33 protein-coding genes, 4 tRNA genes, 1 other RNA gene and 1 pseudogene are annotated in these 24895 nt (G+C 41.5%); 17 read left to right on the forward strand and 22 right to left on the reverse strand.

Going from position 1 to position 24895, the window contains the following annotated elements; all coding sequences use genetic code 11:
- Positions 1 to 9: 9 nt before the first annotated feature.
- Entirely contained in the window at positions 10 to 2592 is a 2583-nt protein-coding gene (locus tag A2W93_14020; protein OFY52462.1) for a hypothetical protein, read from the forward strand.
- Positions 2593 to 2598: 6 nt separating this feature from the next.
- Here A2W93_14020 and A2W93_14025 read toward each other — a convergent pair whose 3' ends face one another.
- The 5 genes from A2W93_14025 to ffs form a co-directional block, all read right to left on the reverse strand.
- Entirely contained in the window at positions 2599 to 2796 is a 198-nt protein-coding gene (locus A2W93_14025; protein OFY52463.1) for a hypothetical protein, read from the reverse strand.
- A 295-nt stretch (positions 2797 to 3091) separates the two neighbouring features.
- Positions 3092 to 3169, reverse strand: a tRNA-Pro gene (locus A2W93_14030).
- A 113-nt stretch (positions 3170 to 3282) separates the two neighbouring features.
- Positions 3283 to 3903, reverse strand: coding sequence for a threonylcarbamoyl-AMP synthase (locus A2W93_14035; GenBank protein OFY52464.1), 621 nt, complete (start codon positions 3901 to 3903; stop codon positions 3283 to 3285).
- Positions 3904 to 4560 carry a fructose-6-phosphate aldolase gene (locus A2W93_14040; GenBank protein ID OFY52465.1) on the reverse strand — a complete coding sequence of 219 codons (657 nt, stop codon included), beginning with the start codon at positions 4558 to 4560 and terminating at the stop codon, positions 3904 to 3906.
- Between the two features lie 134 nt (positions 4561 to 4694).
- Positions 4695 to 4792: signal recognition particle sRNA small type (gene ffs / locus A2W93_14045), an RNA gene on the reverse strand.
- A gap of 340 nt (positions 4793 to 5132) precedes the next feature.
- Here ffs and A2W93_14050 point away from each other — a divergent pair.
- From A2W93_14050 to A2W93_14120, 15 genes are all read left to right on the forward strand, one after another.
- Positions 5133 to 5426 carry a hypothetical protein gene (locus A2W93_14050; GenBank protein OFY52466.1) on the forward strand — a complete coding sequence of 98 codons (294 nt, stop codon included), beginning with the start codon at positions 5133 to 5135 and terminating at the stop codon, positions 5424 to 5426.
- Between the two features lie 94 nt (positions 5427 to 5520).
- Positions 5521 to 6600 carry a hypothetical protein gene (locus A2W93_14055; GenBank protein ID OFY52467.1) on the forward strand — a complete coding sequence of 360 codons (1080 nt, stop codon included), beginning with the start codon at positions 5521 to 5523 and terminating at the stop codon, positions 6598 to 6600.
- 410 nt (positions 6601 to 7010) lie between these two features.
- Positions 7011 to 8066, forward strand: a complete 1056-nt coding sequence (locus A2W93_14060; GenBank protein ID OFY52468.1) for a hypothetical protein — start codon at positions 7011 to 7013, stop codon at positions 8064 to 8066.
- Between the two features lie 145 nt (positions 8067 to 8211).
- Entirely contained in the window at positions 8212 to 8616 is a 405-nt protein-coding gene (locus A2W93_14065; GenBank protein OFY52469.1) for a DNA-binding protein, read from the forward strand.
- Positions 8592 to 8906 (forward strand): DNA polymerase subunit beta, encoded by a 315-nt coding sequence (locus A2W93_14070; protein OFY52470.1) that lies wholly within the window; start codon positions 8592 to 8594, stop codon positions 8904 to 8906. Before A2W93_14065 ends, A2W93_14070 begins: the two co-directional genes overlap by 25 nt.
- Before the next feature lie 67 nt (positions 8907 to 8973).
- Entirely contained in the window at positions 8974 to 9564 is a 591-nt protein-coding gene (locus tag A2W93_14075; protein ID OFY52471.1) for a hypothetical protein, read from the forward strand.
- Positions 9565 to 9747: 183 nt separating this feature from the next.
- Positions 9748 to 10011 carry a hypothetical protein gene (locus A2W93_14080; protein ID OFY52472.1) on the forward strand — a complete coding sequence of 88 codons (264 nt, stop codon included), beginning with the start codon at positions 9748 to 9750 and terminating at the stop codon, positions 10009 to 10011.
- A complete protein-coding gene (locus tag A2W93_14085) occupies positions 9990 to 10292 on the forward strand; it encodes a nucleotidyltransferase (protein OFY52473.1) in 303 nt (100 codons plus the stop codon). The genes A2W93_14080 and A2W93_14085 overlap by 22 nt, the downstream gene beginning before the upstream one ends.
- Before the next feature lie 424 nt (positions 10293 to 10716).
- A complete protein-coding gene (locus A2W93_14090; protein ID OFY52474.1) occupies positions 10717 to 11793 on the forward strand; it encodes a phosphoserine transaminase in 1077 nt (358 codons plus the stop codon).
- Positions 11794 to 11964: 171 nt separating this feature from the next.
- Positions 11965 to 12888, forward strand: coding sequence for a 3-phosphoglycerate dehydrogenase (locus tag A2W93_14095; GenBank protein ID OFY52475.1), 924 nt, complete (start codon positions 11965 to 11967; stop codon positions 12886 to 12888).
- Positions 12889 to 12962: 74 nt separating this feature from the next.
- Positions 12963 to 13376, forward strand: a complete 414-nt coding sequence (locus tag A2W93_14100; protein OFY52476.1) for a hypothetical protein — start codon at positions 12963 to 12965, stop codon at positions 13374 to 13376.
- Between the two features lie 19 nt (positions 13377 to 13395).
- Positions 13396 to 14643 carry a hypothetical protein gene (locus A2W93_14105; protein OFY52477.1) on the forward strand — a complete coding sequence of 416 codons (1248 nt, stop codon included), beginning with the start codon at positions 13396 to 13398 and terminating at the stop codon, positions 14641 to 14643.
- Between the two features lie 630 nt (positions 14644 to 15273).
- Complete coding sequence (locus tag A2W93_14110; GenBank protein ID OFY52478.1) at positions 15274 to 15930, forward strand: hypothetical protein; 657 nt, start codon at positions 15274 to 15276, stop codon at positions 15928 to 15930.
- A 104-nt stretch (positions 15931 to 16034) separates the two neighbouring features.
- A tRNA-Leu gene (locus A2W93_14115) sits at positions 16035 to 16118 on the forward strand.
- A 96-nt stretch (positions 16119 to 16214) separates the two neighbouring features.
- Positions 16215 to 16301: transfer RNA gene (locus A2W93_14120), tRNA-Leu, on the forward strand.
- A 79-nt stretch (positions 16302 to 16380) separates the two neighbouring features.
- On the opposite strand, the gene A2W93_14125 is transcribed toward A2W93_14120, so the two are convergent.
- Both A2W93_14125 and A2W93_14130 read right to left on the reverse strand, forming a co-directional pair.
- A complete protein-coding gene (locus tag A2W93_14125; protein OFY52479.1) occupies positions 16381 to 16584 on the reverse strand; it encodes a hypothetical protein in 204 nt (67 codons plus the stop codon).
- Positions 16585 to 16649: 65 nt separating this feature from the next.
- Positions 16650 to 18053 (reverse strand): hypothetical protein, encoded by a 1404-nt coding sequence (locus A2W93_14130; GenBank protein ID OFY52480.1) that lies wholly within the window; start codon positions 18051 to 18053, stop codon positions 16650 to 16652.
- On the opposite strand from A2W93_14130, the gene A2W93_14135 reads away from it, so the two are divergent.
- On the forward strand, positions 18052 to 18369 hold the full coding sequence (locus tag A2W93_14135) for a hypothetical protein (protein ID OFY52481.1): 318 nt from the start codon (positions 18052 to 18054) through the stop codon (positions 18367 to 18369). The genes A2W93_14130 and A2W93_14135 overlap by 2 nt on opposite strands.
- A gap of 2 nt (positions 18370 to 18371) precedes the next feature.
- On the opposite strand, the gene A2W93_14140 is transcribed toward A2W93_14135, so the two are convergent.
- From A2W93_14140 to A2W93_14210, 15 genes and pseudogenes are all read right to left on the reverse strand, one after another.
- On the reverse strand, positions 18372 to 18632 hold the full coding sequence (locus A2W93_14140; GenBank protein ID OFY52482.1) for a hypothetical protein: 261 nt from the start codon (positions 18630 to 18632) through the stop codon (positions 18372 to 18374).
- 59 nt (positions 18633 to 18691) lie between these two features.
- A pseudogene (locus tag A2W93_14145) lies at positions 18692 to 19393 on the reverse strand (DNA methylase).
- Positions 19390 to 19617: a hypothetical protein gene (locus A2W93_14150; protein OFY52483.1), complete on the reverse strand. Its 228-nt coding sequence runs from the start codon at positions 19615 to 19617 to the stop codon at positions 19390 to 19392. The pseudogene A2W93_14145 and the gene A2W93_14150 overlap by 4 nt, the downstream one beginning before the upstream one ends.
- A gap of 29 nt (positions 19618 to 19646) precedes the next feature.
- Positions 19647 to 19892: a hypothetical protein gene (locus tag A2W93_14155; protein ID OFY52484.1), complete on the reverse strand. Its 246-nt coding sequence runs from the start codon at positions 19890 to 19892 to the stop codon at positions 19647 to 19649.
- 303 nt (positions 19893 to 20195) lie between these two features.
- Positions 20196 to 20537, reverse strand: a complete 342-nt coding sequence (locus tag A2W93_14160; protein OFY52485.1) for a hypothetical protein — start codon at positions 20535 to 20537, stop codon at positions 20196 to 20198.
- Entirely contained in the window at positions 20530 to 20961 is a 432-nt protein-coding gene (locus A2W93_14165; protein ID OFY52486.1) for a hypothetical protein, read from the reverse strand. Before A2W93_14165 ends, A2W93_14160 begins: the two co-directional genes overlap by 8 nt.
- Positions 20945 to 21211 (reverse strand): hypothetical protein, encoded by a 267-nt coding sequence (locus A2W93_14170; GenBank protein OFY52487.1) that lies wholly within the window; start codon positions 21209 to 21211, stop codon positions 20945 to 20947. Before A2W93_14170 ends, A2W93_14165 begins: the two co-directional genes overlap by 17 nt.
- Positions 21208 to 21459 (reverse strand): hypothetical protein, encoded by a 252-nt coding sequence (locus tag A2W93_14175; protein OFY52488.1) that lies wholly within the window; start codon positions 21457 to 21459, stop codon positions 21208 to 21210. The genes A2W93_14170 and A2W93_14175 overlap by 4 nt, the downstream gene beginning before the upstream one ends.
- Positions 21460 to 21626: 167 nt before the next feature.
- A complete protein-coding gene (locus tag A2W93_14180) occupies positions 21627 to 22376 on the reverse strand; it encodes a hypothetical protein (GenBank protein ID OFY52489.1) in 750 nt (249 codons plus the stop codon).
- 229 nt (positions 22377 to 22605) lie between these two features.
- Complete coding sequence (locus A2W93_14185; protein ID OFY52490.1) at positions 22606 to 22926, reverse strand: hypothetical protein; 321 nt, start codon at positions 22924 to 22926, stop codon at positions 22606 to 22608.
- Complete coding sequence (locus A2W93_14190; protein OFY52491.1) at positions 22923 to 23201, reverse strand: hypothetical protein; 279 nt, start codon at positions 23199 to 23201, stop codon at positions 22923 to 22925. The genes A2W93_14185 and A2W93_14190 overlap by 4 nt, the downstream gene beginning before the upstream one ends.
- Positions 23198 to 23518 (reverse strand): hypothetical protein, encoded by a 321-nt coding sequence (locus A2W93_14195; GenBank protein ID OFY52492.1) that lies wholly within the window; start codon positions 23516 to 23518, stop codon positions 23198 to 23200. Before A2W93_14195 ends, A2W93_14190 begins: the two co-directional genes overlap by 4 nt.
- The gene (locus A2W93_14200) at positions 23515 to 23778 is read right to left on the reverse strand and encodes a hypothetical protein (protein OFY52493.1); all 264 of its coding nucleotides are present in this window, start codon (positions 23776 to 23778) and stop codon (positions 23515 to 23517) included. Before A2W93_14200 ends, A2W93_14195 begins: the two co-directional genes overlap by 4 nt.
- 8 nt (positions 23779 to 23786) lie before the next feature.
- Entirely contained in the window at positions 23787 to 24095 is a 309-nt protein-coding gene (locus tag A2W93_14205; protein OFY52494.1) for a hypothetical protein, read from the reverse strand.
- A 35-nt stretch (positions 24096 to 24130) separates the two neighbouring features.
- Positions 24131 to 24203 (reverse strand) — tRNA-Asn (locus A2W93_14210).
- Positions 24204 to 24895: the final 692 nt, after the last annotated feature.

Genomic DNA, 24895 nt, shown 5'->3' on the forward strand with positions numbered 1-24895 from the left:
TTAACCCTAATGAAAAAACAATTTAAATCAATTTGCCTTTTAATCTTTTTTGTGTTTATTTCCGTAACTCCGGGCCTGGCTCAGATGGTGGAAAACAAAATTGATTTCAATGCTCTGAATATGGATGTTATTAATGGCCAGGATGGCTGGACATCGGTGAACAATATCAATGCCGATGGCAACACCAGTTGTGTTGACATTAACATCGGTTATGGCAGTTTGACACCGCCCGATTTATCGATGTGTGCCTATTATTCATGTGGCGGTCCGAACGTAGGCCGCACAGCATCCAGGGTTTCAGCACCTTCGTTTCCGTTTGATTTTGCCAACGCAAGTATCATGGAGATTCAGGTTGATATAACGGCTGCATGGTGGGGAACTTTTTTTGGTTTTGGATACGATGCCAATTCAAATGGATATGTTGTCCCTGGTATTGAACAGACTGCCGCTTATGAAAGCAACGAAGGTGGTATTGGTTTTTATCTGACCAAAAGACCGCAGAGTGCTGCATTGAATTGCTTCATGAAACCAGACGGCACAAAAATAACGTTCACTTATGATAGTTTGTATGCCGGATGGAACACGTATAAAATGATTATCGATTTCGATGCAAACGGTGGAGCCGGCAGTCTTTCGTTGTATGGAAAATCGCCGGGTGGCGCATTTGATGCGATTTCACAGATTCAGAACATTAATCTGGGCCTTACGCCTGGCACCAATACCAAAACAGATCCAGCCACTTGGACAAAATTATTTATTCAGTCCACGGGCTCCTATGCTGCGTTTGACAACATCATCATCCGTCAGCCCGATGTGCCGCCTGGAATGCAATATCAGTACATCACATTTCCATCCATTGGAGATCATCTCACTACCGATGCGCCATTCCAGCTGCTGGCCTACACCAACAAAGGTTTGCCGGTTACTTATTCCATTTTATCGGGCCCTGCCACAGTTGCCGGAGATATGCTGTCGCTTACCGGAACAGCCGGTGCAGTGACCGTTATTGCCAGCCAGGCCGGAGATACAGTTGTGATGGCTGCCGCCAACGATACTGTTTCATTTAATGTGATAGATCCGCTGGGTGTATTTCCCGAACTCTCGGTCAAATGCCCGATTGCTGCAGACACTGTTATTGCTCCCGATCTCGGCAAAGTGCTGATGTTTGCCACAGCAACGATTGATCACAGCGATATTCTGTCAATCGAAAATGTTGAACTAATCGTTGATGGCGGTACAGTAATTACTGCAAATGCAACCGAAAATGATTATTATTTCGCTTATTTCGATCCGCTTTCACAAGGAACACACAGCATTCAGGTGATTGCAAACAGCACCGGTGGCACATCGACAGATACAACATTTTCATTTTACGTAAGTCAGGCGGCAGCACCCACGCGCTCGGAATTTATTATTGATCATTTATATATGGCCACACAGCCCAATGATGGAGTGGTAAGCTCATTGGATACTACGATTTCAATGCCTGTTTTTTCAGGAACTTATTCTAAGATAATTGCATATTTAAGTTACGAATGTCCATCTGAAGGCTGCGAAGAATGGGACCGCGTTGCGAAGATTAATACGCGTGGTGCTAATGGCGAATTAATTGAATTGGTGCGCTATATTACTCCATACGGCGTTGCCTGTTACGACAGTCTTGACATCACCGATCTGGCATCGCAGCTGCAGGGTAAGATTGAACTCATTGCTAATTTTCCACCGAAATCAGTACTTACCATTGAGATTAAATATTTTGAAGGCACGCCTGCACATAAGTACAGCTGGGTGACGCCACTCTGGCACAATGATTATCCATTCGGAAAATATGTTGCAATAGGTGTTGCTGAGCAGCCTGCAGAGGTTCGCGATCTCAACCTGTCAGAAACATACGGAATTGCTGTTGAATCAGCTTTTATTCGTATCGTATCATCCGGACATGGCTGGGGAAGCAACAATTCGGAAAATGCTGCCGAATTCCGTGAATCAACGCATCATATCAAAATCAATGGTACTAACGCTTTTGATCAGCATTTGTGGCGCACCTGCAACCCGAGTCCTACAAGTTGTCAGCCGCAGAACGGAACATGGTATTATGATCGTTCAGGCTGGTGTCCTGGCACTATTCCGCAGCTCTGGCGATTTGATCTGACTGCAAATATTGGTCAAATTGTGAATGCAGCTTATATTTTCGATACAACGTATGTTGATTACTGCTCATCGTTCAATCCCGCATGCAACAGCAGCACTTGCGCAAACTGCCTTGAGACCTACAATCCGTACATCATTGTTGCCGGAGATCTCATCACCTATTACGACGATGCTCCGTTCTTTGTGGCGGAATTGCAGGATCCATTCGGACTCACAATATTTCCGAATCCCAGCACAGGTATCCTGACACTGGCTTCAGCCGCGGGTTCTAATGATGATGCGATGGTGCAAATATTTTCGATCACCGGAAAACTTATCATGGAATTTAAATGGAATGGTACTGCAGTACCTGTAGATTTGAGCAGCGTTGGTAAAGGCGTTTATTTCCTGAAAGCCAGCAGCAGCAAGGGTATAGAATATAAGCAGATAGTTATCCAATAATAAACTTTATTTGTGTTTGTTGGTTAAGCCCTCACTTGTGGGGGCTTGTTTTGTCTCTGAGGCAGGCTCAGATGATGCTTCATAAATCATGTACAAGGGAAAATTCGTTTCGCTGCGCGAATGAATTTTCATTGGGGTTACAGGATTACGGCTCGCTTTGTTCGTCGTGAACCTGAAGGTGGGGGAGAGACAATCAAAATCCATTTTCGCTGCGCGAAAATATTCTCTTTGGGGCTACAGGATTACGGCTCACTTTGTTCGCCGTGAACCTGAAGGTGGGGGAGAGACAATCAAAAATCCATTTTCGCTGCGCGAAAGGATTATCCTGAGGCTTCAGGATTACGACTCACTTTGTTCGCCGTGAACCTGAAGGTGGGGGAGAGACAATCAAAATCCATTTTCGCTGCGCGAAAATATTGGATTTTTTTATGCCCATTGCTCATGCGAGCATGGCAATGGGCATAAAAAAAATCCAACACACTTCGTGTTGGATTTTTGATTGTCGGGGTAGCAGGATTCGAACCTGCGACCTCCTGCTCCCAAAGCAGGCGCGCTAGCCGGGCTACGCTATACCCCGATTTCGGACTGCAAATGTACAAATAATATTCAATTAACAACAAGGACTTGAAATAATATTTTTTATATTCTGAAAACTGGCTTCCAATACTGTTTTCATTACATATTACAACTCTAGATCATATCAATCGGGCCTTTGCCCTCACGAATTATTTCAACATCATCTCCAGTGCAATCAAGAATAGTTGATGGCTCGATGCCGCCAGGCCCGCCATCGATCACGAAATCGACGAGGTTTTCATATTTCTCGTAAATAAGTTCCGCATTGACAACATATTCCAGATAGTCGTCATCGTCGCTGTGGAGCGAGGTTGAGACCAGTGGATGCCCAAGGCGGGTAATAATCATCTGCAAAATAATGTTATCCGGAACACGCAGACCTATCGTCTTTTTTTTCGATTCAAAAATCCCCGGTACTTTGCTGCTGGCAGGAAGAATAAAAGTGTATGGTCCGGGTAAAACTTTTTTCATCAACCTGAAAATATGGTTGCCGATTGGCTTTGTGTATTCACTGAGATTACTCATTCCATCGGCCAGGATTGAAAATTTTGCTTTATCTGTTTTAATGCCTTTGATTCGTGCAATACGCTCAACAGCCTTTGGCTGATAAAGACTGCAACCAAGTGCATAAACGGTGTCGGTTGGAAAAATCACAATGCCGCCCTGTTTCAGGCTTTCAACGACTTGAATGATAAATTTTTCCTGCGGATTGACCGGATGAATTTCAAGCAACATTTATTTCTGTGCGTTTTTGTAATCTTCCATAAATTTCTCCAGCCCGCTATCGGTCAGCGGATGATGAAATAATTGTTCAATGGTTTTAAAAGGACAAGTGACAACATCGGCGCCGATTTCGGCACACTGAACAATATGCATCGGATGGCGCAGACTGGCCGCCAGAATTTGCGTACCGTATTCCTGCGTGGTGAAAATATTCACCAGCTGATTGATCAACGCAATGCCGTCGGCAGAAATATCATCGAGGCGGCCAACGAAAGGGGAAACATAGGTGGCGCCTGCTTTTGCTGCAAGTATTGCCTGACCTGCGCTAAAAACCAGCGTGCAGTTGGTCTTGATTCCCTGGCCAAAAAGATATTTCACGGCTTTAATCCCATCTTTGGTCATCGGAACTTTCACCACGATGTTTGAATGCAACGAAGCAAGAATTTCAGCTTCGCGAATCATACCGTCGAAATCAAGTGCAATCACTTCGGCACTTACATCGCCCTCGACAATATTGCAGATATCGACATAATGTTTCAAAATATTGTTCTGTCCCTTGATACCTTCTTTGGCCATGAGACTGGGATTGGTGGTCACTCCATCGAGAATTCCCCAGCTCTGTGCGGTTTCGATTTCTTTGAGATTGGCTGTGTCAATGAAAAATTTCATGATTTAATTTGAAAATTTGAAAATTTGGTAATTTGAAAATCAAAAGGATACTTTAATCTCTTGCCCTAGATTTCTTTTATCTTTCGCCTTTTATCTTTTTTCTTTAAGTCGTTCCTTGTTTGCAAAAAATAAAAAATGGGTAAGTACCCATATCACACCGCTTCAACCACTTACCCTTGCTTCCTTCCGAACCTGGGGGAGTTCGCGGGAGCTGGTTGTACAGGACTTACCCGCTGCAAAATTAATCATTCTGGCGAAACAATCGTGTTTTTTTAATTAAAAAAATTATGACTGGCCATGGGAATGTATGATCTGCTTTACTCCCTGACGCATTGGGAGCTGGATACAGGGTGTTCTCTTTTAGCTCCGACGGTTGAATTTCGTGGAAGAATGGCACCCAACATTTTGGCGTCCAACCGACTCTTATTGATTAAGGGAATGGACACGGAATCGTTGGGTGTTTGAATGACTATCTTCCCGACGATTCCATGTCTGCAGGTCTTTTGGCAACCCTTATATGTTGGAGTTTATCTCGCTGTCTCCTTCGATACTTCGCAAATCTCTTTTTGCAAATGAGCTGCGAGAGCGGCACTCAGGATGACAGCGAGGGTGTGCCATTCAATTTTGGGTTGAGATGCACGCATTGCTGGTGGTCTCAGGATGACAGTGGCGTGGCTAAAATGTCGGGAAAGTTTTTGACGGTAACAATCCAACGCAGAGAGATAGCTTCACGTGAAACAGCTTGTCACGTTTCACGTGATGACTCAGTCACAATGCATTCAGGTTGGATTGACGGACAAAATAATGGAAAGAGTGGCGAAGGAGGCATTGGAGACAAACAACTACATTGGGCGCGCGTCTCCTGACGCGTGACCTGGGAGAATTTGATGCAAATATCTTGAAGCTCTCAAAAAAATGATGTTTATTTGCATAAAATATTTTGTGTCAAAAAATTGTTTCATGAAATTTCTTCAATCCTTTTGTATTGGAATATTGTTGTTTTGCAGTAGCACGTCTTTTGCGCAGACTCCGTTTACGGCCTATGACCGAAGTTCAGCTTCTGCCAAAACAGCATGGGACAAGTATTACAAAAATGGCACTGCGCCTGAGGTATCTGCTTTTGACGAAAGCAATCCTTTCGAACGCTCGCTGAAATTGCTGGTTGAAGCCGGCATGAGTGATGCTGCTGAATCTACAATTAAATTGACTGTCGCATCAGTGCTTGTCGTGCGCGACCAGCTCGATACTATTCCTTTTATTATTCCTGTTGAATTGCAAAACAGATTGGCTGTAAGCTGCAACAACAGTCGCGAGCAGCTGCTGGATGGGCTGATGCAATTGTATTATCTGGCGCCTTGGCAATGTGATCATTTTTTAATGGAAAAGGAAGAACTGTACAAACAAAATATAAATGAAAAATCACTTGCCTTGACATATTTGAATCGTGCGCTGCTCTATTCTGAAATAGTTGGAAAGCCAGATCGGGCGCTTCCTTTGATTGATGAAGCGATTGCCATTTGGACAAAGCTTGTCGATAATTCTCAGCTGGCAAATAATATCAAAGCGCGAGGAATTGTTCTTCTGAGAATGAAAAAATTCAAAGAAGCAGAAAAAGAAATCAAGACTGCAATGTCATTGTATAACCGATTGGACCTTCAATACGGAATTTCATCGTGTCAGCTCGATTTGGTTTTGCTGTATGCACAGATTGGAGAGCCGGATTCTATAAAAAAATATGATCAGCTTTGCAGGTATGAATTCGAGTCCAACGATACTAATCGTCTGTTTGTGCTGAACACCAATCGCCTGGCGGCTTTTCAGACAGCCAATCAATACAGCATCCGCGATTTCGCAAAGCAGAATCATGATTTGCTGAGTAAATCGAATTTACATCCTGTTCAGGTGATTGATTTTTACAAAAGAGCAATCAAGGCTTTTGAGTTTTTTGGTGAGGCCGCGCTGCTGAAAACTTATCGCACTGAATTTGAGACAGTAAAAAAGGAGTTGTTGAAACAGGGGTATTGGCCGGGGATGTTTTGATAAGGCGTAAGTCGATAGGCATAAGGCATGCGGTGCACAAGGCGCAACGTTCAATGCATCATGAGCCGAAGGCATCAAAGAAAGCTGCGTAGCACCATTGGATGCGCCGGCGGCGCAATATAGGTTAGCCTTGGGCTGAAGGCCCCAGGAACAAGGTGTGCGAAGCACCTTTGAGTTGGATGGTCACGCGCCTGCTGACGGAAGTTCCTTCATCAGCACAGGAGAGACGCGCGCGCCAATGAGATTCAATGCAACAATAATAACATTTTGATAAACCAATTGGCAAAAATGTCTATATTGCGCATGAATTCAGTAAACAACACATGAAATCAATGAAAACGCTGTTCACAACAATCCTGATTCTTTGTATACAAACACTCTTTGCACAAACGGATTCTAATCTGGAGAGTATGAGAGAGTCCTATAAAAATGGAGAATACAAGAGTTTGATAAACAAATATGCTGACAAAACAAAAAAGCTGAGTGCGAAAGAGATTTATTATGTCGGGATGTCATATTATATGCTTGAAGATGACGAAAATGCACTGAAATTTTTATCAGCATCCATTGAGAAAGGGCCGGCTGATTTCGATATGTACTATTACAGGGGGATGACTCTGTATTACATGAAACAATACGCCGAAGCATTGCCTGATATCAACAGGGCAATTGACCTGCTGCCGGACGAGATGGATTTTTATCTTGGAAAATCGAAAGTTTACAGTGCTTTGGGAAAAACCGATTCAGCCATTCTGACACTGGAGACCGCATTTCAGATTGACTCTTCAAACATCCAGATTCTGGATGAACTTGCTTATTTGCTTTCAGAGACAAAGAACTACAACAGAGCGATTCACATCAACAAGTGCGTACTGAATAATGTCAGTGAAAATTCAAACGAGTATAAAAACGCCTTGTACAATATCGGATTATTTCATCTTTTATTGGGCCAGGCCGATAAAGCTGAGCCGTATCTCATTTCCTGTCTGGAAAAATTTCCAAAGTATTATGATGCCATTCCCAAATTGATACAATCTTTTTATGCTCAGAAAAAATATTCGGAAAGCGAGTCATACAAAAAAAGTTTATATGAATTACATACAAAAAACGTTTTACCCAATAGCATGGAGGATATGTTCTGTTATGATCAGTTTTATTGGAAGGATAAGCTGGTAATGGCATATGAGTATTTTGAAGTATTAGACAATGGATTTAAGACAATAAAATATCGCTTTTTTGTAACCGACGGCAAAGGAAATATCGAGTATTGGGTGCAATCTGAGAGTAGTGCTGCAGTAAGGCAATCAGAAGGAGATTATATTCTTGCTGTTGAAAAAAACAATAACCATTTTTCGTACTGGTCATATAAATTCAGCGATCTGTCCGATTACGACGCTTTAAAGGAACAACTGTTAAAAATATTAAATGAAGAAATTCAACCGGATGCTTCAACCATCAGAAAATAGAGTAGATTGTAATGCAATGTCGTTTTCAGGTTTTCGCAAAGGAAAGAGTCAGTAAAAACAACTTGATTTTTATCAACAGAAGACAAGAAATGAAAACACCGAATAATTGTTGAAACAATACTCAAAATATTTGTATCTTTGAGAAATGGAAAATAGGAATTTCGATAGTGAAAAATTCCAAAAGTTCTGGTCTGAAAGTTCAGACGAAGACTTTGACACAATGCTTGCTTTATATGAAAGTAAAAAGTATAGCTGGGCTTTATTTGTAGGTCATTTAATGATTGAAAAGCTGCTAAAGGCTTTTTTCGTACAGGTAAATAAAGATTATCCACCTTTTATTCATAATTTATTATTGCTTGCTGAAAAATGCAAACTGGAATTGACTGATGAACAGAAATTATTTTTTATTACAGTAACTGCATTTAACATCAACGCCCGTTACGATGATTATAAAATGAGTTTTCAAAAAAAATGCACGCCTGAATTTACTTCAATTTGGATTGAAAAAATTAAAATCAACCGAATATGGATAAAAGAACAGATAAAATAATAAGACAATTCATATCAACAGTTTCGGAGCAAACACCGGGATATGTTACTGCATATTTATTTGGTTCCTATGCAAAAGGGAATCAGCGTCCTGACAGTGATATTGACATTGCATTAATCATTGACAATCTGCAGGACTCTGAAAAATTCGATACTCAGGTACAATTGATGCTATTGGCCTCAAAATTTGATTTAAGGATAGAGCCACATCCATTGTCTTTAAATGATATGGAATCAAACAATCCTTTTGTTTTCGAAATTTTAAAAACCGGAATAGAGTTGCGGAAATAAATCCGGTTATCAGTTGTTTTGATATTTATTTTTTTTGAAACTGTAAAATTTTTGAATTGGTAAAGCCATGGGCCTGAGTTTTCAATACAGCGGAAGTATTGCCAGTCCGGAATTGTTACCGGAATTAATGGATGAAGTGCGCGATATTGCCAAAGTTCATCAATGGGATGTGCAGGAGTTTGAGCGCGAATTTCCGGAAGGCGATTTTGGAAAAGACGAGTTCAATCAGGATGTTTACGGCGTTGTATTCTCGCCTCCTGAATGCGAGCCGGTATGGATTTGTTTTCTATCGAACGGCCGCATCAGCAGCCCGATGCACCTTCAGTTCTGGGGCGATGCCAAAGAACCGCCGCAAAGCGAATATTTATATATGATTTCGGTCAAAACACAATTCGCCGGAATCGAAATCCATCAGTTTATCATTGATTTATTTCGCTATTTGAATAAAAAATATTTTTCATCCTTTGAATTGAAAGACGAAGGAGAATACTGGGAAACAAATAACATTGAAGTGCTGAAAGCAAATTTCAATAAATACACTTCTCTGATGAAAAGCTTTACATCTGCGCTTGAAATCGTTCCAAAAGAATCCGGCGAAAACCTGGAAGAATATTTTCTGCGTTTGATGAAGATGATCCAGGACAGGGGCAAAATTTGATATTACAGAACTTGATGTGAATATGTCTAATTTGTTGTATCTTTGGGATATATTTAGCACAATGGATGAAAAAGTAAAATATTGGGTTGACATATCTGATTATGACTTGGAAACCGCAGATGCAATGCTTCAAAGCAAGCGATACCTCTATGTCGGGTTTATGTGTCATCAGACCATTAAAAAATATTTAAAGCATATTTTACCGCATTAAAATCTGAGGTTGCGCCTTATTCTCATAGCTTGTCTTTTCTAGCAAAAAGCGGAGATTTTTACGAACAATTTTCTGAGGAACAAAAAGATTTTCTCGATCAGATTGAGCCATTGAATATCGAGGCTCGCTACCCATCGCATAAAGAGCGGTTATTGAAAAGTTTGACGGAAACAAAATGCATTGAAATTATTACCAAGACGAAGGAATTACAGCAATGGATAAAAGCGAAGCTATAAATATTGTCAGAAGCTACGGCCTTTTGCTCAGGAAGTATTTTCCTCTTGAGAAGATTTATTTGTATGGCTCGTATGCAAAGAACACCTACAGGGCAGATTCTGATATTGATGTCGCTATTGTCGTCAGCCATATTGAAGGAGACTATTTTTCCGTAACACCATTACTTTGGAAACTCAGACGTCAAATTGATGACAGAATAGAACCCCTTCTGATAGAAAGGGATAACGATAAAGGAGATTTCCTGAGTGAAATTCAGAAAAATGGAATTGAAGTAGAGTAGTATTTTCCGCTCCTGCAATTCTTTAAAATCAAGGCTGGGCGTAGTCTTTAAAGACTAATCTGTTGGGTTTTGTCTCCAGACTAAACCCAGCAATTAATATTTCTCCAGACTACGCCCGACGTATATGAAGAGCGCTGCAGGAGAGGATTTTGATAGATTGTGAAATATTCAGTAAGTGGTGTTTTGTATGAAAGCCAGATACAGTGTTTCACTATGGTTCACGCAACGGCATTCAGACTCAAAAGAGTCGACCTGAGTATTGACGAAAACGCAGTAAAAAATTGATTTTTCTCAATCGCTCAGTAATGTGCTGATAAACAGCTGTATATACGACTATTTAGAACGTTTAAATTTTAGTTTGTTCAGCCCGCACAATGAATGTATTCTATATCTTTGCTGCGAATAAAACTAAATTCAATTTCATATGAAAAAGCATAATTTCAACGCCGGCCCGGCTATTCTGCCCCGGATTGCTATCGAAAACACCGCAAAAGCTATTCTCGACCTGAATGGCATTGGCATGTCGATTCTCGAAATCAGTCACCGCAGCAAGGATTTCCAGGCTGTAATGGATAACGCTGTTGCTCTCATGAGAGAAGTGATGGGCATTCCGGACAACTATCATGTTCTTTTCCTTGGAGGCGGCGCCAGCACTCAGTTCTGCATGATCCCTTTCAACTTCCTGAAAACAAAAGCGGCTTATCTCGAAACTGGCGTTTGGGCGAAAAAAGCGCTGAAAGAAGCCAAAGGTTTTGGTGAGGTTGTTACTGTTGCCAGTTCTGCCGACAAAAACTTCAACTATATTCCTAAAGGCTGGACAGTTCCTGCCGATGTTGATTATTTCCACATCACAACCAACAATACTATTTACGGAACTGAAATCCGCGAAGACTTCGATTGCAATGTTCCGCTCATCGCTGATATGTCGTCCGACATGTGCAGCCGACCGGTTGATGTGAAAAAATACGACATGATTTATGGTGGTGCTCAGAAAAACATCGGACCTGCCGGTGCTACTTTCGTAATCATTAAAGACGAATTTCTGCAGAAAATTACCGACACCCGTCATATCCCAACCATGCTGAATTACACCACCCATGTGAAAGAAGGCAGCATGTTCAACACGCCTCCATGTCTTCCGATCTACACCATCATGGAAGTGATGAAGTGGCTGAAGGAAATTGGCGGACTGAAGGTGATGGAAAAAATGAATATTGAGAAAGCTGACATCCTGTACAATGCCATCGATAGCAGCAATATGTTTGTTGGTACCGCTGAAAAAGACAGCCGTTCGCTCATGAACATCTGCTTTGTGATGAAAGAACAATACAAAGACAAAGAAGAAGCTTTCCTCGAATTTGCAAAAACAAAAGGTCTGATTGGTCTCAAGGGACACCGCTCTGTTGGCGGATTCCGCGCATCAACCTACAATGCTCTTCCGAAAGAAAGTGTTGAATTCCTCGTTGAGTGCATGAAGGAATTCGAAAAACTAAACGCATAATTAAATTCAAACTGATCCCGCAGGAGATATTGATTCATTGGAATGAAGAGCTTCTGCGGGATTTTGTTTTAAACAGGATTTTCAATTTTCCGAATAAAGTTTGTCTTTACAGGTGCCGGCAAACAATATTTTTTTAACTTTGAGACACCTAAGTAATTAAAATAAAAAGTCATGACAAAAGTTCTTATAGCTACTGATAAACCTTTTGCTGCTTCTGCAGTGAATGCAATACGCAGCGTAGTTGAAACCGCCGGTTTTGAGCTTGCTTTACTTGAAAAATACACAGAGAAAAAACAACTGCTCGATGCAGTGGCCGATGTTGATGCAATGATTGTCCGCAGTGACATTATTGATGCCGAAGTGGTGGAACATGCAAAAAATCTGAAAATCGTTATCCGCGCCGGTGCCGGTTACGACAACCTCGATCTGGCTGCCTGCACTGCAAAAGGCATTGTTGCCATGAATACCCCGGGACAGAACAGCAATGCTGTTGCTGAACTCGCCATTGGAATGATGCTCATGATTGTCCGCAACAAATATGATGGAACCAGCGGTACTGAGGTAAAAGACAAAACCCTCGGAATTCACGCCTATGGCTATGTTGGAAAGAACCTGGCACGTATTGCCAAAGGATTCAATATGAAAATTATGGCCTTTGATCCATTCGTTGACAAAAGCGTAATGGAAATTGATGGCATTATTCCAGCGGCCAGTGTCGAAGATCTGTACAAAAACTGCCAGTTCGTTTCACTGCATATTCCGGCCAATGATAAGACAAAAAAATCTGTCAACAAAGCATTGGTTTCTTTGATGCCCAAAGGTGGCGTACTCGTGAATACCGCCCGCAAGGAAGTGATCAACGAAGAAGAATTGCTTCAGCTGTTCGAAGAACGTACAGACCTTCGCTATGTAAGCGATATTGCACCAGACAATGCAGCAGCTTTTGTTGAAAAATGTGCACCCCGAGTTTTCTTTACACCGAAAAAACTCGGTGCTCAGACATCGGAAGCCAACAACAATGCTGGTATTGCCGCTGCCGAGCAGATCGTGAAGTTCATCAAGAACGGCGACAAAACATTCCAGGTAAACAAATAAAAAATCCATAATCAAATCCCCCCACAGTTATGGAAAATAAAGTGTTTAATTTTTTCCGCTTCGAAGACCTTCGGGTGTACCACAAGGCGCTTGAATACTCGCGTTGGGTTGACGAACAGATGAAGATGGTTGAGCTCGGCCCGGTATCGGACTATTATGCAAAAAGCTTTTCGAAATCGGCCATGCATATAGCCATCAACATTGCGGAAGGAAGTGGTCGCAACAAAAGTCAGTTTGTGTATTATCTCAAATTGGCCAAAAGCTGCGTTCGGGAATGTGTTGTTTTCACTACTGTAGGACTCAATGAAAATTATCTGAGTCAGGAAAAACATGAAGAATCGCGCTCCGTGTTGATCGAACTTTCGAAGATGGTAGGAGCACTCATTTCTTCGTTGCAAAAAGGAAGACCAAAAGAAGACAACGATGAATTCGATGAACATGCCGAGGAAATTGCACCGCTGTCATCGGATGAAGAATTTGATTTATAAACTGTAAAAACTCTAAAGAATGGCTACATTAAAGGCGTTTAAAGGACTCCGCCCTCCAAAAAACATTGCACATCAGGTTGCATCACGTCCGTACGACGTGCTCAATTCAAAGGAAGCCCGCGTTGAAGCAGAAGGAAATGAATATTCGCTGCTCCGCATTATTAAGCCCGAAATCGATCTGGCTGTGGGTATTGATGAACACGACGAATCGGTCTATAACAAAGCGAAAGAAAACCTCGCGAAATACCGTGAGAATGGTTGGTTGGTGCAGGATGAAAAAGATTATCTCTACATCTATGCGCAGACCATGAATGGGAAAACCCAGTATGGCATTGTTGGTTGTGCAGGTGTTGATGATTATCTGAACAATGTGATCAAAAAGCATGAGCTCACCAGAAAAGATAAAGAAGAAGACCGCATGAAACATGTGCGCATCACCAATGCCAACATGGAGCCCGTTTTCTTTTCATATCCGGCCAAACCCGAGCTCGACAATCTGATTCTGGATTATGCAAAATCACACACTGCTGAATATGATTTCACCGCTACCGATGGCGTTGGACATCATTTCTGGGTGATTCGCGAAGACGAAGTGATTGGAAAAATAATCAGTTTGTTTGAACAAATCCCATATGTGTATGTGGCTGATGGACATCATCGCACAGCTGCTGCTGCACTTGTTGGAAAAGAAAAACGCAACCTGAATCCCGGTTACACCGGAAAAGAAGAATTCAATTATTTTCTGGCGGTACATTTCCCCGACAATCAGCTCACCATCATCGATTACAACCGTGTTGTGAAAGATTTGAATGGCATGAGTGCTGCTCAATTTATTGAAAAACTCAGCGAGAATTTCGATATTGAGCTCAAGGGCACAGACATTTATAAGCCAGAAAGCCTGCACAATTTCAGCATGTATCTTGAAGGCAAATGGTATTCACTCACTGCGAAACACGGCACCTACAACGACAATGATCCGATTGGTGTGCTTGATGTGACCATTCTTTCAGAGCTGATTCTCGACAAACATCTTGCGGTTAAAGATCTCCGCACAGATAAGAGAATTGATTTTGTTGGCGGTATCCGCGGGCTGGGCGAGCTTGTGAAGCGCGTTGACAGCGGTGAAATGAAAGTGGCGTTTGCACTGTATCCTGTTACCATGAAGCAGCTGATTGACATTGCCGACACCAACAACATTATGCCTCCCAAAACCACCTGGTTCGAACCAAAGCTCCGCAGCGGGCTTGTGGTGCACTCGCTGGAATAATATTGTAAATTATTTTTCAATAGAAAAACATCGCGTGGATTTGTAATCCATGTGATGTTTTTTTGTGTCGGATCAGCTGAGTGCTAAGTGCGGCGGAGTTTTCCCAGGAGTATCCCGTCTCATGTGAACTTTGAACATGGAACAAGGAAGTGAGAACATCGAAGGATCTTCACTTCATTAGCAGCGGCGGATTACTTCATACTTCGAAAAATCCTTGTTCAATATTTTCTTTTGTGTCTTGATGTCTTTGTGGCAAAATCCGGAAACACCCTGAATCATTCTTCACCATAGGTGAAGGGTGATTCGCATTAGCGTCAATCAGACCTGCTAAGGGAAGAAAATTTCTTAGCGTGCATTAGCGCAATTCGCGGACGAAAAGAGTGCAAGTGGTCACGCGTCAACGTATAACGTTGCATGCAGGAGACGCGCGCCCAGTGAGAGGGGGAGATCCCGGCTCCTTTGAACACTGAATTAAGAACAAGGAAGTGAGAACATCGAAGGATCTTCACTTCATTAGCAGCGGCGGATTACTTCATACTTCGAAAAATCCTTGTTCAATATTCATTTTGGAGCCTTTGTGCCTTCGTGGCCTTATAGTTTTTTTGTTTCTTTGTATTCAATATTTTCTGATTGACAAAAGAAGAATCCATATTGTTTCTCACGTTGGCTGCAGGCGGTTTTCTGCTGTGCCGGATACCGTATGTGGGAAAATTCCTGCGCGTATTCAACACCCTTTTCCATGAAGGCGGACACGCGCTGGCAGCGTGGTTCACCAAGGGCGAGGTTCTGCGCATTGATTTGTTTTATGACACATCCGGTACAACGATCACAAAAAGCAATTCGAAGGGAGAGCAGATCATTATTTCGCTGGCGGGATATGTGTTTGCATCGGTTGTCCCCTGGGTTTTCATAATATTGTTGTCCGAAGGATATGAGATCGCCTTGCATATTTCAATCACAGCATTGTCGGGGATATTATTATTGCTTGCAGTCCGCAATGCGTATGGTATTATCTGGATATTGGCTATGCTTTCGGCATATTTTTTTGTTTTGTTCAAAGCGCCTGAATATTCATGGATTTTGGTGTATTTCTACACAGGAATTATGCTGCTTGAAGGATTGTTTTCGGCGGGCGTGGTATTCTGGCTATCGGTCACATCGCGCGACAATGCAGGAGATGCCACCAACATGAACAAATACACCGGGCTGCCGGTCTGGTTCTGGGGTCTTTTCTTTTTGGCTCAGGCGCTATTTTTCTTTTGGCTGGCTGTTGAAATGCTTTTCTGAAAAGCGAAGGCAGCAAATAGAAATTATTTTTCACAAAACCGCGCTTACATCATAAATTTTTATAATTTTGCAGTCCCTAAAAGAAAATCGTTCTTTTAAAATCCGCCCAGGTGGTGAAATTGGTAGACACGCCAGCTTGAGGGGCTGGTGATCGCAAGGTTGTGCAAGTTCGAGTCTTGTCCTGGGCACTGATGAAGTTCATAAAGCTGTAAAGTTATAAAGTTGAAAGACGCTTTATAAAACACCTTTTCACTTTACAAACTTTCCACTTTCAACTTATTTCAGCCCGGATGGCGGAATTGGTAGACGCGCTAGTTTCAGGGACTAGTATTCGCAAGGGTGTGCAGGTTCGAGTCCTGTTCCGGGCACCACACAGAAATAAAAAGGCTTGTAAATCAGTTGATTACAAGCCTTTTGAATTTCAGGGGGAAGAATCCGGGGAAGAGTTTTTCAATAAACCTTGATTTCTTTGGTACATCTTTTATTATGTTCATCCAACATCGCCTTTGCTATATCAAACGCTCTTTCGGCAATTACAGTGTTCATTGCCACCTTGTCTGAAATTGCGATTGATTGAAGATCTGCGTAAAGTTGTTTGTTGCTAATAATTGCGTTCATTGCTGAAATGGCAGCTTCATCAAAAAAGTTTTCCATAGGTTTAAGTTTTGTTATTTGCAAATATAACAAAACCGCTTTAGCAAAATAATTTATTGGCAAAATTATGGCGTAATCGTCACACCAGTCCTTTTGCTATGATCCATATCGACTACAACTTTATTAATAGTATCTGCAAGGTTTCTAAAAGTGACAGTAGCTAAGCCACTTCCTAAATCAACTATCGTGGTTTTACCAGCCATAATAGCTGCCATTATTTTAATTAAATCTTCTATAGTATAAGTACCATCAGCTACTTTACCAAGTATAGCATTCTGCATATCAGTAGCAGTAATAGCAGCGGTTCCTACTGTGTTATCTACTGGTACTCCTATTCCTGTGGCAGCAGGAGGAGGAACAGCACAAGTTCCAGTTAAATTATTAGTAGGGCCATATATAACACCAAGACGTACATCACTTTCTATAGCTTGATTAGCATTAACTGTATCAGTGCTCATTGCTCTATCTGCACCAGATATAGATTGAAATGTAAATATTTGAACTGCACTATTGTCTATTTCAACATAAGTGGGGTGGCTATAACCAAAAGGTAATTCTTTATTAAGACAGGTAAGTGTACCTTTTACTCGTAATGTTGGATTTGTAGTAGATACACTATAATAAGCATAAGCACCAAGAATAGTGTGCCTTATATTTCCTTGTACTTCGACAATACTTGTTCCACTATTTAATCTAACGGCATAGGCTGTTGTAGCAGAACCGCCAATCATATCACCCTGAACAATACAACCTCCGTTACTAAACATACCAATACCAAAACAGTTACTAGATGTACCACCTGTCACATTACCAGTAATAGTCAGTGTATTACTAGAACTGTGATATATCAAGCCAGACCCTGAAGATGCTGTCGCAGCTTTAGACTTCATTATCACGCTACCATGAATAATACATACAGCAGCATAAGACGTTTGTAATGCCACGCTGGTAACTCCAACTATATCTGTTCCAAGAGCGTCACCATAAACATCACAAATTCCACCGGATATATAATACATAGCTGTGCAACCTATACCAGTTTGCGTTATATCCCCATAAATATTACTTTGATTAGATGCACACTGAATCACACCTCCTTTATAAGAACTGTTATATGTAATTGTACCTGGATGAAAATCTATAGTACCAACGCCAGCGCAATAAAAAGTAGTAGTATTTGTATATATGTTAACATCGCCAGTAAAAGAAAAAGTACCAGTAACAGATATATATATTGCAACTTGTGTACAATAATTTGTAACATTACCATTAATAGTTACATCTCCTCCTGCATTGTTTAAAATATAATAAGCCCCTGTAAATGTACAATTACCATTAATTTCTATAGAAGAACTGCTACCTGCTAGATATATTCCATATTTATCAATAACCAAATTACAATTAAAAATAATGCAACTACTGCCTGTATTATTTATAGAACGAACACCAGTTGTTCCATACAGTGACATGGTACCCGAAGGTGCTGTAAAAATTACGTCATTACCTAGTAAACAATTTATGACTATAGGAATGGCATTGGCAACCGTACAAGTATTAAAAGATAATGTTAAAGCTGTTGTGGCAGTAAAAGTACCACCTGCCACTATTCCACCACTTACAGTGTTGTTTAAAGAATTTACAACAATGTTTTGGTCTAATGTAATAGCCTTATTATTAGCATACACATCATCACCAACACCAGGAATAGTTAAACCACCATCCCATGTTGCTACATTACTCCAGTTACCATTTGCTACAGCGTATCTTGTTGCCATGACTTATTAGTTTTACCAACCACTAGGGAAGTATGAGTTTCCTCCGGATGAGATTGTAATATTTCCACCGCCAAGTAGCGACTGATTGTTTATGGTAGCAATATTGATCCCGGACACCAGCTGTTTCGCGATAGCCAGCGGGATCTTATCTTCATTCTTTGCGCCAACCTCTTTGAGTAATTCCGTATGAGCGGCCCAATACTCCACAAAGGATCCGGCGTAACCGAAGTTTTTCGACTCGTTGTAATATTTCAGTTTTTCCTCGCGCGTCATTTCGCAAATATACACATGAAGTGCTGCGTAATAGATATCAATTGTGTGGAAAATTGTTGCTATTTGTGGGAAAATAATTCCAACTGATTTTCCTTAATGCTCACATAGTCTGCGAAGCGCTTATTCTCGTTATTAAAATGGGTAAATGACTTTTCAATACCAACAAATTCAATATCCATATCATAGGCCGCAATCCTCGAACTGCCGCTCCCAAGGTGTGTATCAAGAATACTTCAACCCAGTTCCACAAATTTCATGTATGTCCATTTATACAAGGAAACAGGTTTTTGCGTTGGATGAATTCTCTTTTCATTGAGCTTCTTATTTCCTTGCATCCGTTGTCCATTGAAAACGCTCTCACCCTGGCACATTCCATTCCACATAAACCGGAATAACCTCACGGAATCAATCAAAGAACAGTAGGCGATCTCACAGTCCGAAAAACTTGAATCGCCATTTACTTTATCCCATATTATCCGGCCAGGACCAACCTTTACATCAAAGTAATTTATTCCCCAAATGATCTGATGCTTTGTTACGCGAAACAACTCCCTGAAATAATCCTCTCCCGAAACTTCCCATGTTTCGGTTACAGGATAATCGGTGCGCTTTGTTGTTTTTGACTGAGCTTTTCCGTAAAATCTTCTCTTTTCAGGTCCTGAAAAATAAGGTGGGTCAACAACGCCTATATCAAATTGATTATCACGAAATGTTTTCATGACATCAAGACAGTCGCCGTGTATGGAAATCTGGTTGCTCATTTTTTAATCCTTGAAATCTTGCGAAACCAAAAACCAATATCAATTCCAAACAGGTGTATAGCATATTCGAATTGCATTGGCATAAACCACCGCTTTGAAAAACCGAATATAACCCAATTGTCGCTGCGGGTAAAAGGCTTGCGTCGCCACCTGTTGTTTACAGCAACCCCCTCAAGTCTATATTTGTAATACTTTAACTGGTTGAACATATTTGCCTTTTTCATTTGAACCCAATTTTTATAGTTTTACCCTTTTATATATTTCGCTGGTTTGTCCTTCGTTGATTTATAATCATATCATCAAAAAACGCATCGTGTTGATGGATTTTTTGCGCATAGAAATACATCCTGCCATCGGGAAACTTTTCGAGAGCAAGGCGCGGATATACGTGCAATGAATACACATCTAAAACACTGCCGTCTGTTGCCCCCACAAGGGATACATACATTTGCATTCCACGGATCATGTCCTGAAATTCATCCTTCGTAATTTCAACCATATTGTTGATAAATTCGGCAAGTATTGAGCCCATCATTATTCCTCCCTGTATTTGTTTCTGTCGTGTGGGTATGGTCCGGATAGGAAACTTTCTTTTGGAGTCAGCGGCGGTTGCGAATGGAAACTCTCCTCTGAGATTACGGGAGGAAGTAAGCGCATTCTGAATAACAGTTCGTTTATGGCTTTTATCAATGCGTCAAATTGAGCATGTTCCAAAAAGGTAAGTGTTTTTGGCCGGCTGTAGTTGTGCCGGTATATCCCGCCGAACGCCTTCGGCTTCCTTCTTGAATTATGTCTGGCTGATTTACTCATTTTGATTGGCTTTAGACGTTGCTGTATATCTTGCGTTGCACGCTTCACAGTGCATAATTTTTGATCCCGACCTGCTTTGTTTCAGATTGCCACCACACTTCCTACACTTAAACTTTTCAATCAGTTTTGCCATTTGTTCATCCCTATTTGCATTTCGCTGTTTCCGCTGGATTGAATGTGCTTCTTTAATCTCGGGTATCAGTATTTTTGCGAGCCTATTGTATTCCTTACTAATCCACCTTCCATCGGCTTCGTGATGCAATCCATCACCCATCATTTCACCAAGTCTACAAAACTGGTCCCAAAGGAATTCGTCGTCGATCGATTTACTCATGGGTTTTTACCTTTCCGAATTGCTTTTGAAATGCCCTATCTATTTTATTGAACAGGATTTCTATTGTCTCCTCTCGCTCCGACTCGTTGTCTGGATGAAATGTCAACGCTGACTGCATCGTGTTTTTAATACTTCGGTCTTGTAGAATTTCAAAGTAGTATGCCGGACCCCCAAAAGGATTGTGTGTGTCTTTTCCGGTTGTCCACATCACGGAGTAACCCCCAATATATTTTTTCTTTACAGTAATATACCCGGCAAAAAATCCTTTGACCTTGAACACTCCCTCCCCAAGCAGCCATAATTGCATTTGTGCACGGCAGCATGGATCGCATTCATTATCTTGCTGAGGACATAAGGCCACCCTCTTTTTGTCTTTCCCATTGGTGAAAATACAGATACTCATGGTTTTATTCAGTTGGTTCAATAATTTCAACAGCGGCTGCCAGTATCTTCATCGTAAAAACATCCTTGCCATACTCATCCGCACACTCCTCAATTGCAAACATGGCGGCCTTCACCTCGTTGTCAATACCATGCTTTTTCATAACGGCGTGGATAAGGTTTGTATAAAACTCGAGCTCCATTTTCCAATTCTTACCCCAAAGTGTTTTGCAGGCATCGCGGCAGGAATAGAGCTTTGCCGCCAAATTGACGTGTTGTTCTGTGGTATTCATTTGTCACTCCTTTCAACAGAATTATTGATCGCAAATATCATTGCAAAGGAGACTATTGCGGCCAGCGCAAAATAATAGTTGTTTTGCACACATGCCAGGACAAAGAATATTATTGTCAAAACAAGCATTACCGCGATCAAGCATCCGGCTTTTTCTCTCTTATTTCTTTTTAATGTCATAGTAAAATGGGTATTTTTGGCATGCTTAGTATAACTCCACATCTGTAATATCTGCATCACAATCCTCATTAATAAATGGATTATCCTGCGGACAACTTCCGAATCCTATTGTAAAAAGTAGATACTGTTTTAAATCTTCTTCGGTGTAATCACCTGTTGCTTGAATGTTGATTGTAAATTCCATTTTGCTTCTGGTTTTTATCTCCCCGGAACGCCGGGGGCGGGTTTGTTATAATTTACTTGCAAAATATTCCACACTCCCAACTTTTTATTGGTGCGCCAGTGTCGCTTTTCTTTAACTCGTCAAGAAAAATTCGTTTACCCTTAACGCGCACCAATCTAACTCCAAGTCGTCTGCTCTGTTCAGCCCTACACTCAAATACATTCGGAAAGCACTCGCGTACCAAATTCCAATAACTCGGGCTTGTCGCCTTAACACAGCCTACGCAGTTAGCGTTCGGAAATTTGAGGGTGTATATTTCTGGAATTTTAATGTTTTGTTTTCTCAGAATATTAAAACAGTCCTTTTTCGTGATCAGTGATGTTGTCAGAACCGGAATGGTGTTTTGTCTTTCACCTTCGTTGAAATGTTTTTGTCTTTCCCATTCATCTACAGTAAAGCCAAGGACATGAAAATTAATCTTTACTGATTTTTCAAATTGATATCTTGCCTCTTTTTTGAGAATCATAGTGCATGGAGCTCCTATAATTCCACCCATGTATTTTCTTTTATCAAACACCTCGACTATGGAAGCGTTTGGAAAATCCTTATTCTTTACCTCAATAATCGGCTGTTGAATCCACTCTGAAATATCTTTAAGAAACCGCCTGTTGTCTTCGTGCTCCTCTTTTATGGGACTGTTTGCAACAATAACGCGGCACTCCTTGCCATATAACTCAATTGTTCGTTTTGCCGCAACAGCTGACGCGGCGCCGCATGAAAACCAAACCACTATTGTTTTTTTATCCGCTTCCTGGCTGATCATTTTTCCTCCACATTCTTAGTTTCAAACTTAATTCCAAGGGCCTCCTGAATCTTCGCCAGTGTTTTCAGGTTCAGCATCCGCTTACCATTGAACAGCTGGGAGACATACGCCGATGAATATCCAATCCTCTTTGACAACACACCCTGAGTCATGCCCTGTTTAGCCATCTCCTTCCGGATGCTGGTAATAAAAAAATCATGCAGGTTCGCTATCGCTTTATCTTCTTCGCTCATCTTAACTCCTTGATCATCCTGTTTATCTCTCTTACTGCCTGACGTTTCGCACGACGCAATGACTGAGCCCAACAACCATTATTATCCCAAACCTCACCACCATCGCCATCGCGTGAAACTTCAACCCAATATGTCGTCCGGAGTGTAAACCATGTGTCCATCATGGCCTCCATCCGAATATGAAAGTCGTATATCGTCCACAAATTGCTTCCCGGCCTCTTGAAAGCAAGATTAAACCCAGTTGAAATATCATCCCGCGGACCACTCCAATCAATGTTTCTGATCCTGATTTTCTTTATTTTGTCCAAGTAGATCATTGTGGTTGTATTTGAGGTTTCACCCATCGGAGTTCATATTTTTTGCAGATTGACTCAAACTCTTCAATTGTTTTACTAAAACCCTCATAACCAATTCCCCTGACCCCAATCCTATATTGGCCGAAAAGTGTCTTTACCTCAACCAAATCATAAATTGGATCATCGTATCCTCTTGAGTATAAAATCCACGCGGGAATTCTGAAACCTTCATGTATCAATCGCCACAATTCTTTGTAGTCGGTTGACAGCTCAAATCCTTTTATTTCGGGCTTCATAACACCTCCTCCAATTCCAACACATTCTCCTGACCGACCTTCACCACCTCAGTCTCATCCTTCTCCGCATGGTTTTCGATGGGCTTTTCAAACAGCCAGTGGACAAACACAAACGTCCCGATGGACACCCGATCGTTACACTGATGGCAGAATGTTCCACCCTCCCGCTTTAATGGCGGCGGGACCTCTGCCAGTTCGTAAAAAACAGAATTACACCTTACACATTTGACAACACGTGTGATGGTATAAATCCTACCTTTAATTACGAAGTTTTTCGAATGTGTTTTTATACACACTACTTTATCACCTGATTTCATTGTGCTGTAAAGTTTTCGAAAATTACCCAAATGCTTTTCGGGATCTGCGTTGTTGACACCGGGATCCACGATAGTGCAATCCCGCCCGACACCTTCTCGCTGAATATAATTTCGGCACCCAGATTGAGCGACATATCTTTCACATCATCCGGGATCACTGTACCAACCGGAACTACCAGCGCCCGGGGAGTGCCCAGCATTTTCGAGTTGATCTTACCCTCTTTGCTTTGTAATATTCTTTGAACAGCCTTCCAGATCATAATCTGCGTTATTTTACAGGTTCCGGTGGAAATTTTTGCATTAGATCAGCGTTGATTTCCTCAGCATCCTGAATACTGAATTGGCTACCTTTTTCCGCTACGCGTTTTTGCACCTGTTCAATTGCATACATACTGGCTACATTTGTATTAATACCAACAAGTGCTAACGCCTTCGAAATTTGGTCCAGTCTTTTGATGTCGTTTTGTTCTTCCATTTTATTTTGGTTTTGATTTTTCTGTTTAGTTATAACTAAACCCGTTTCCGGGTGACTGTCCGCACACCAGAGGCCATCCGGCTTTGCGTGCCTGCTTACCATAACCTCAGTCAACGATCCGACTCGAACGGAATCCGCGATCCAGAGTGGACTCGAACCACCGACATCAAGCTTAACAGGCTTGCGCTCTACCAACTGAGCTACTGAACCAATAACGGGTGTGGCTATCTCCGTGTACTTTGGCGAAATCATCTTTTCCCTGTCAGCTTCACCTGAAAAAAATAACTTTCACCACACCCTTTCTTTTTACGGTTTGCGGTCCAGGAGGGAATCGAACCCTCGCCTTCTCAAAGCTTTACGGTGCCTTTACTTTACGAGTTTTTTCAAGAGCTTCCCCTACCGGCTTCATATTGACGATCTTCCACTAATCCACTGAACCAGGTGCCGGTCTTTCGCGGCTGTCAACTAAAACTTACCTATGAAAAAATCACGAACACAAAGTTAAGCAATACGCTAACACAATGCAACAATTTAACCATCAATTAACACCACGATCATTCGCATACCATTCGACGACTATTCGTCGAACGCTCGTCGAATCATCGTCGATCAATCGTCGAACGCTCGTCGAATTTTAAAAACCCTCCCGCATCATAAATTACAAAGATTCACCCAACGTTCAAAAACATCCCCGGAAATACCCCAAAAGTTTATGTACCCCCAAAAATGCCTATCTTGATTATCAATACGTTACAGCGTTTTGTCGTCGAACGATCGTCGAATGGTCGTCGATTAATCGTCGAATCATCGTAAATTTCTACGATCACTCGTCGAACGATCGTCGATCAATCGGTGCATAAAAGGAAAGGAAAGGAAATAGAAAGGAAAGGAAAAGAAAGAAA

The organism is Bacteroidetes bacterium GWF2_43_63 (assembly GCA_001769275.1).
Classification (GTDB): domain Bacteria; phylum Bacteroidota; class Bacteroidia; order Bacteroidales; family DTU049; genus GWF2-43-63.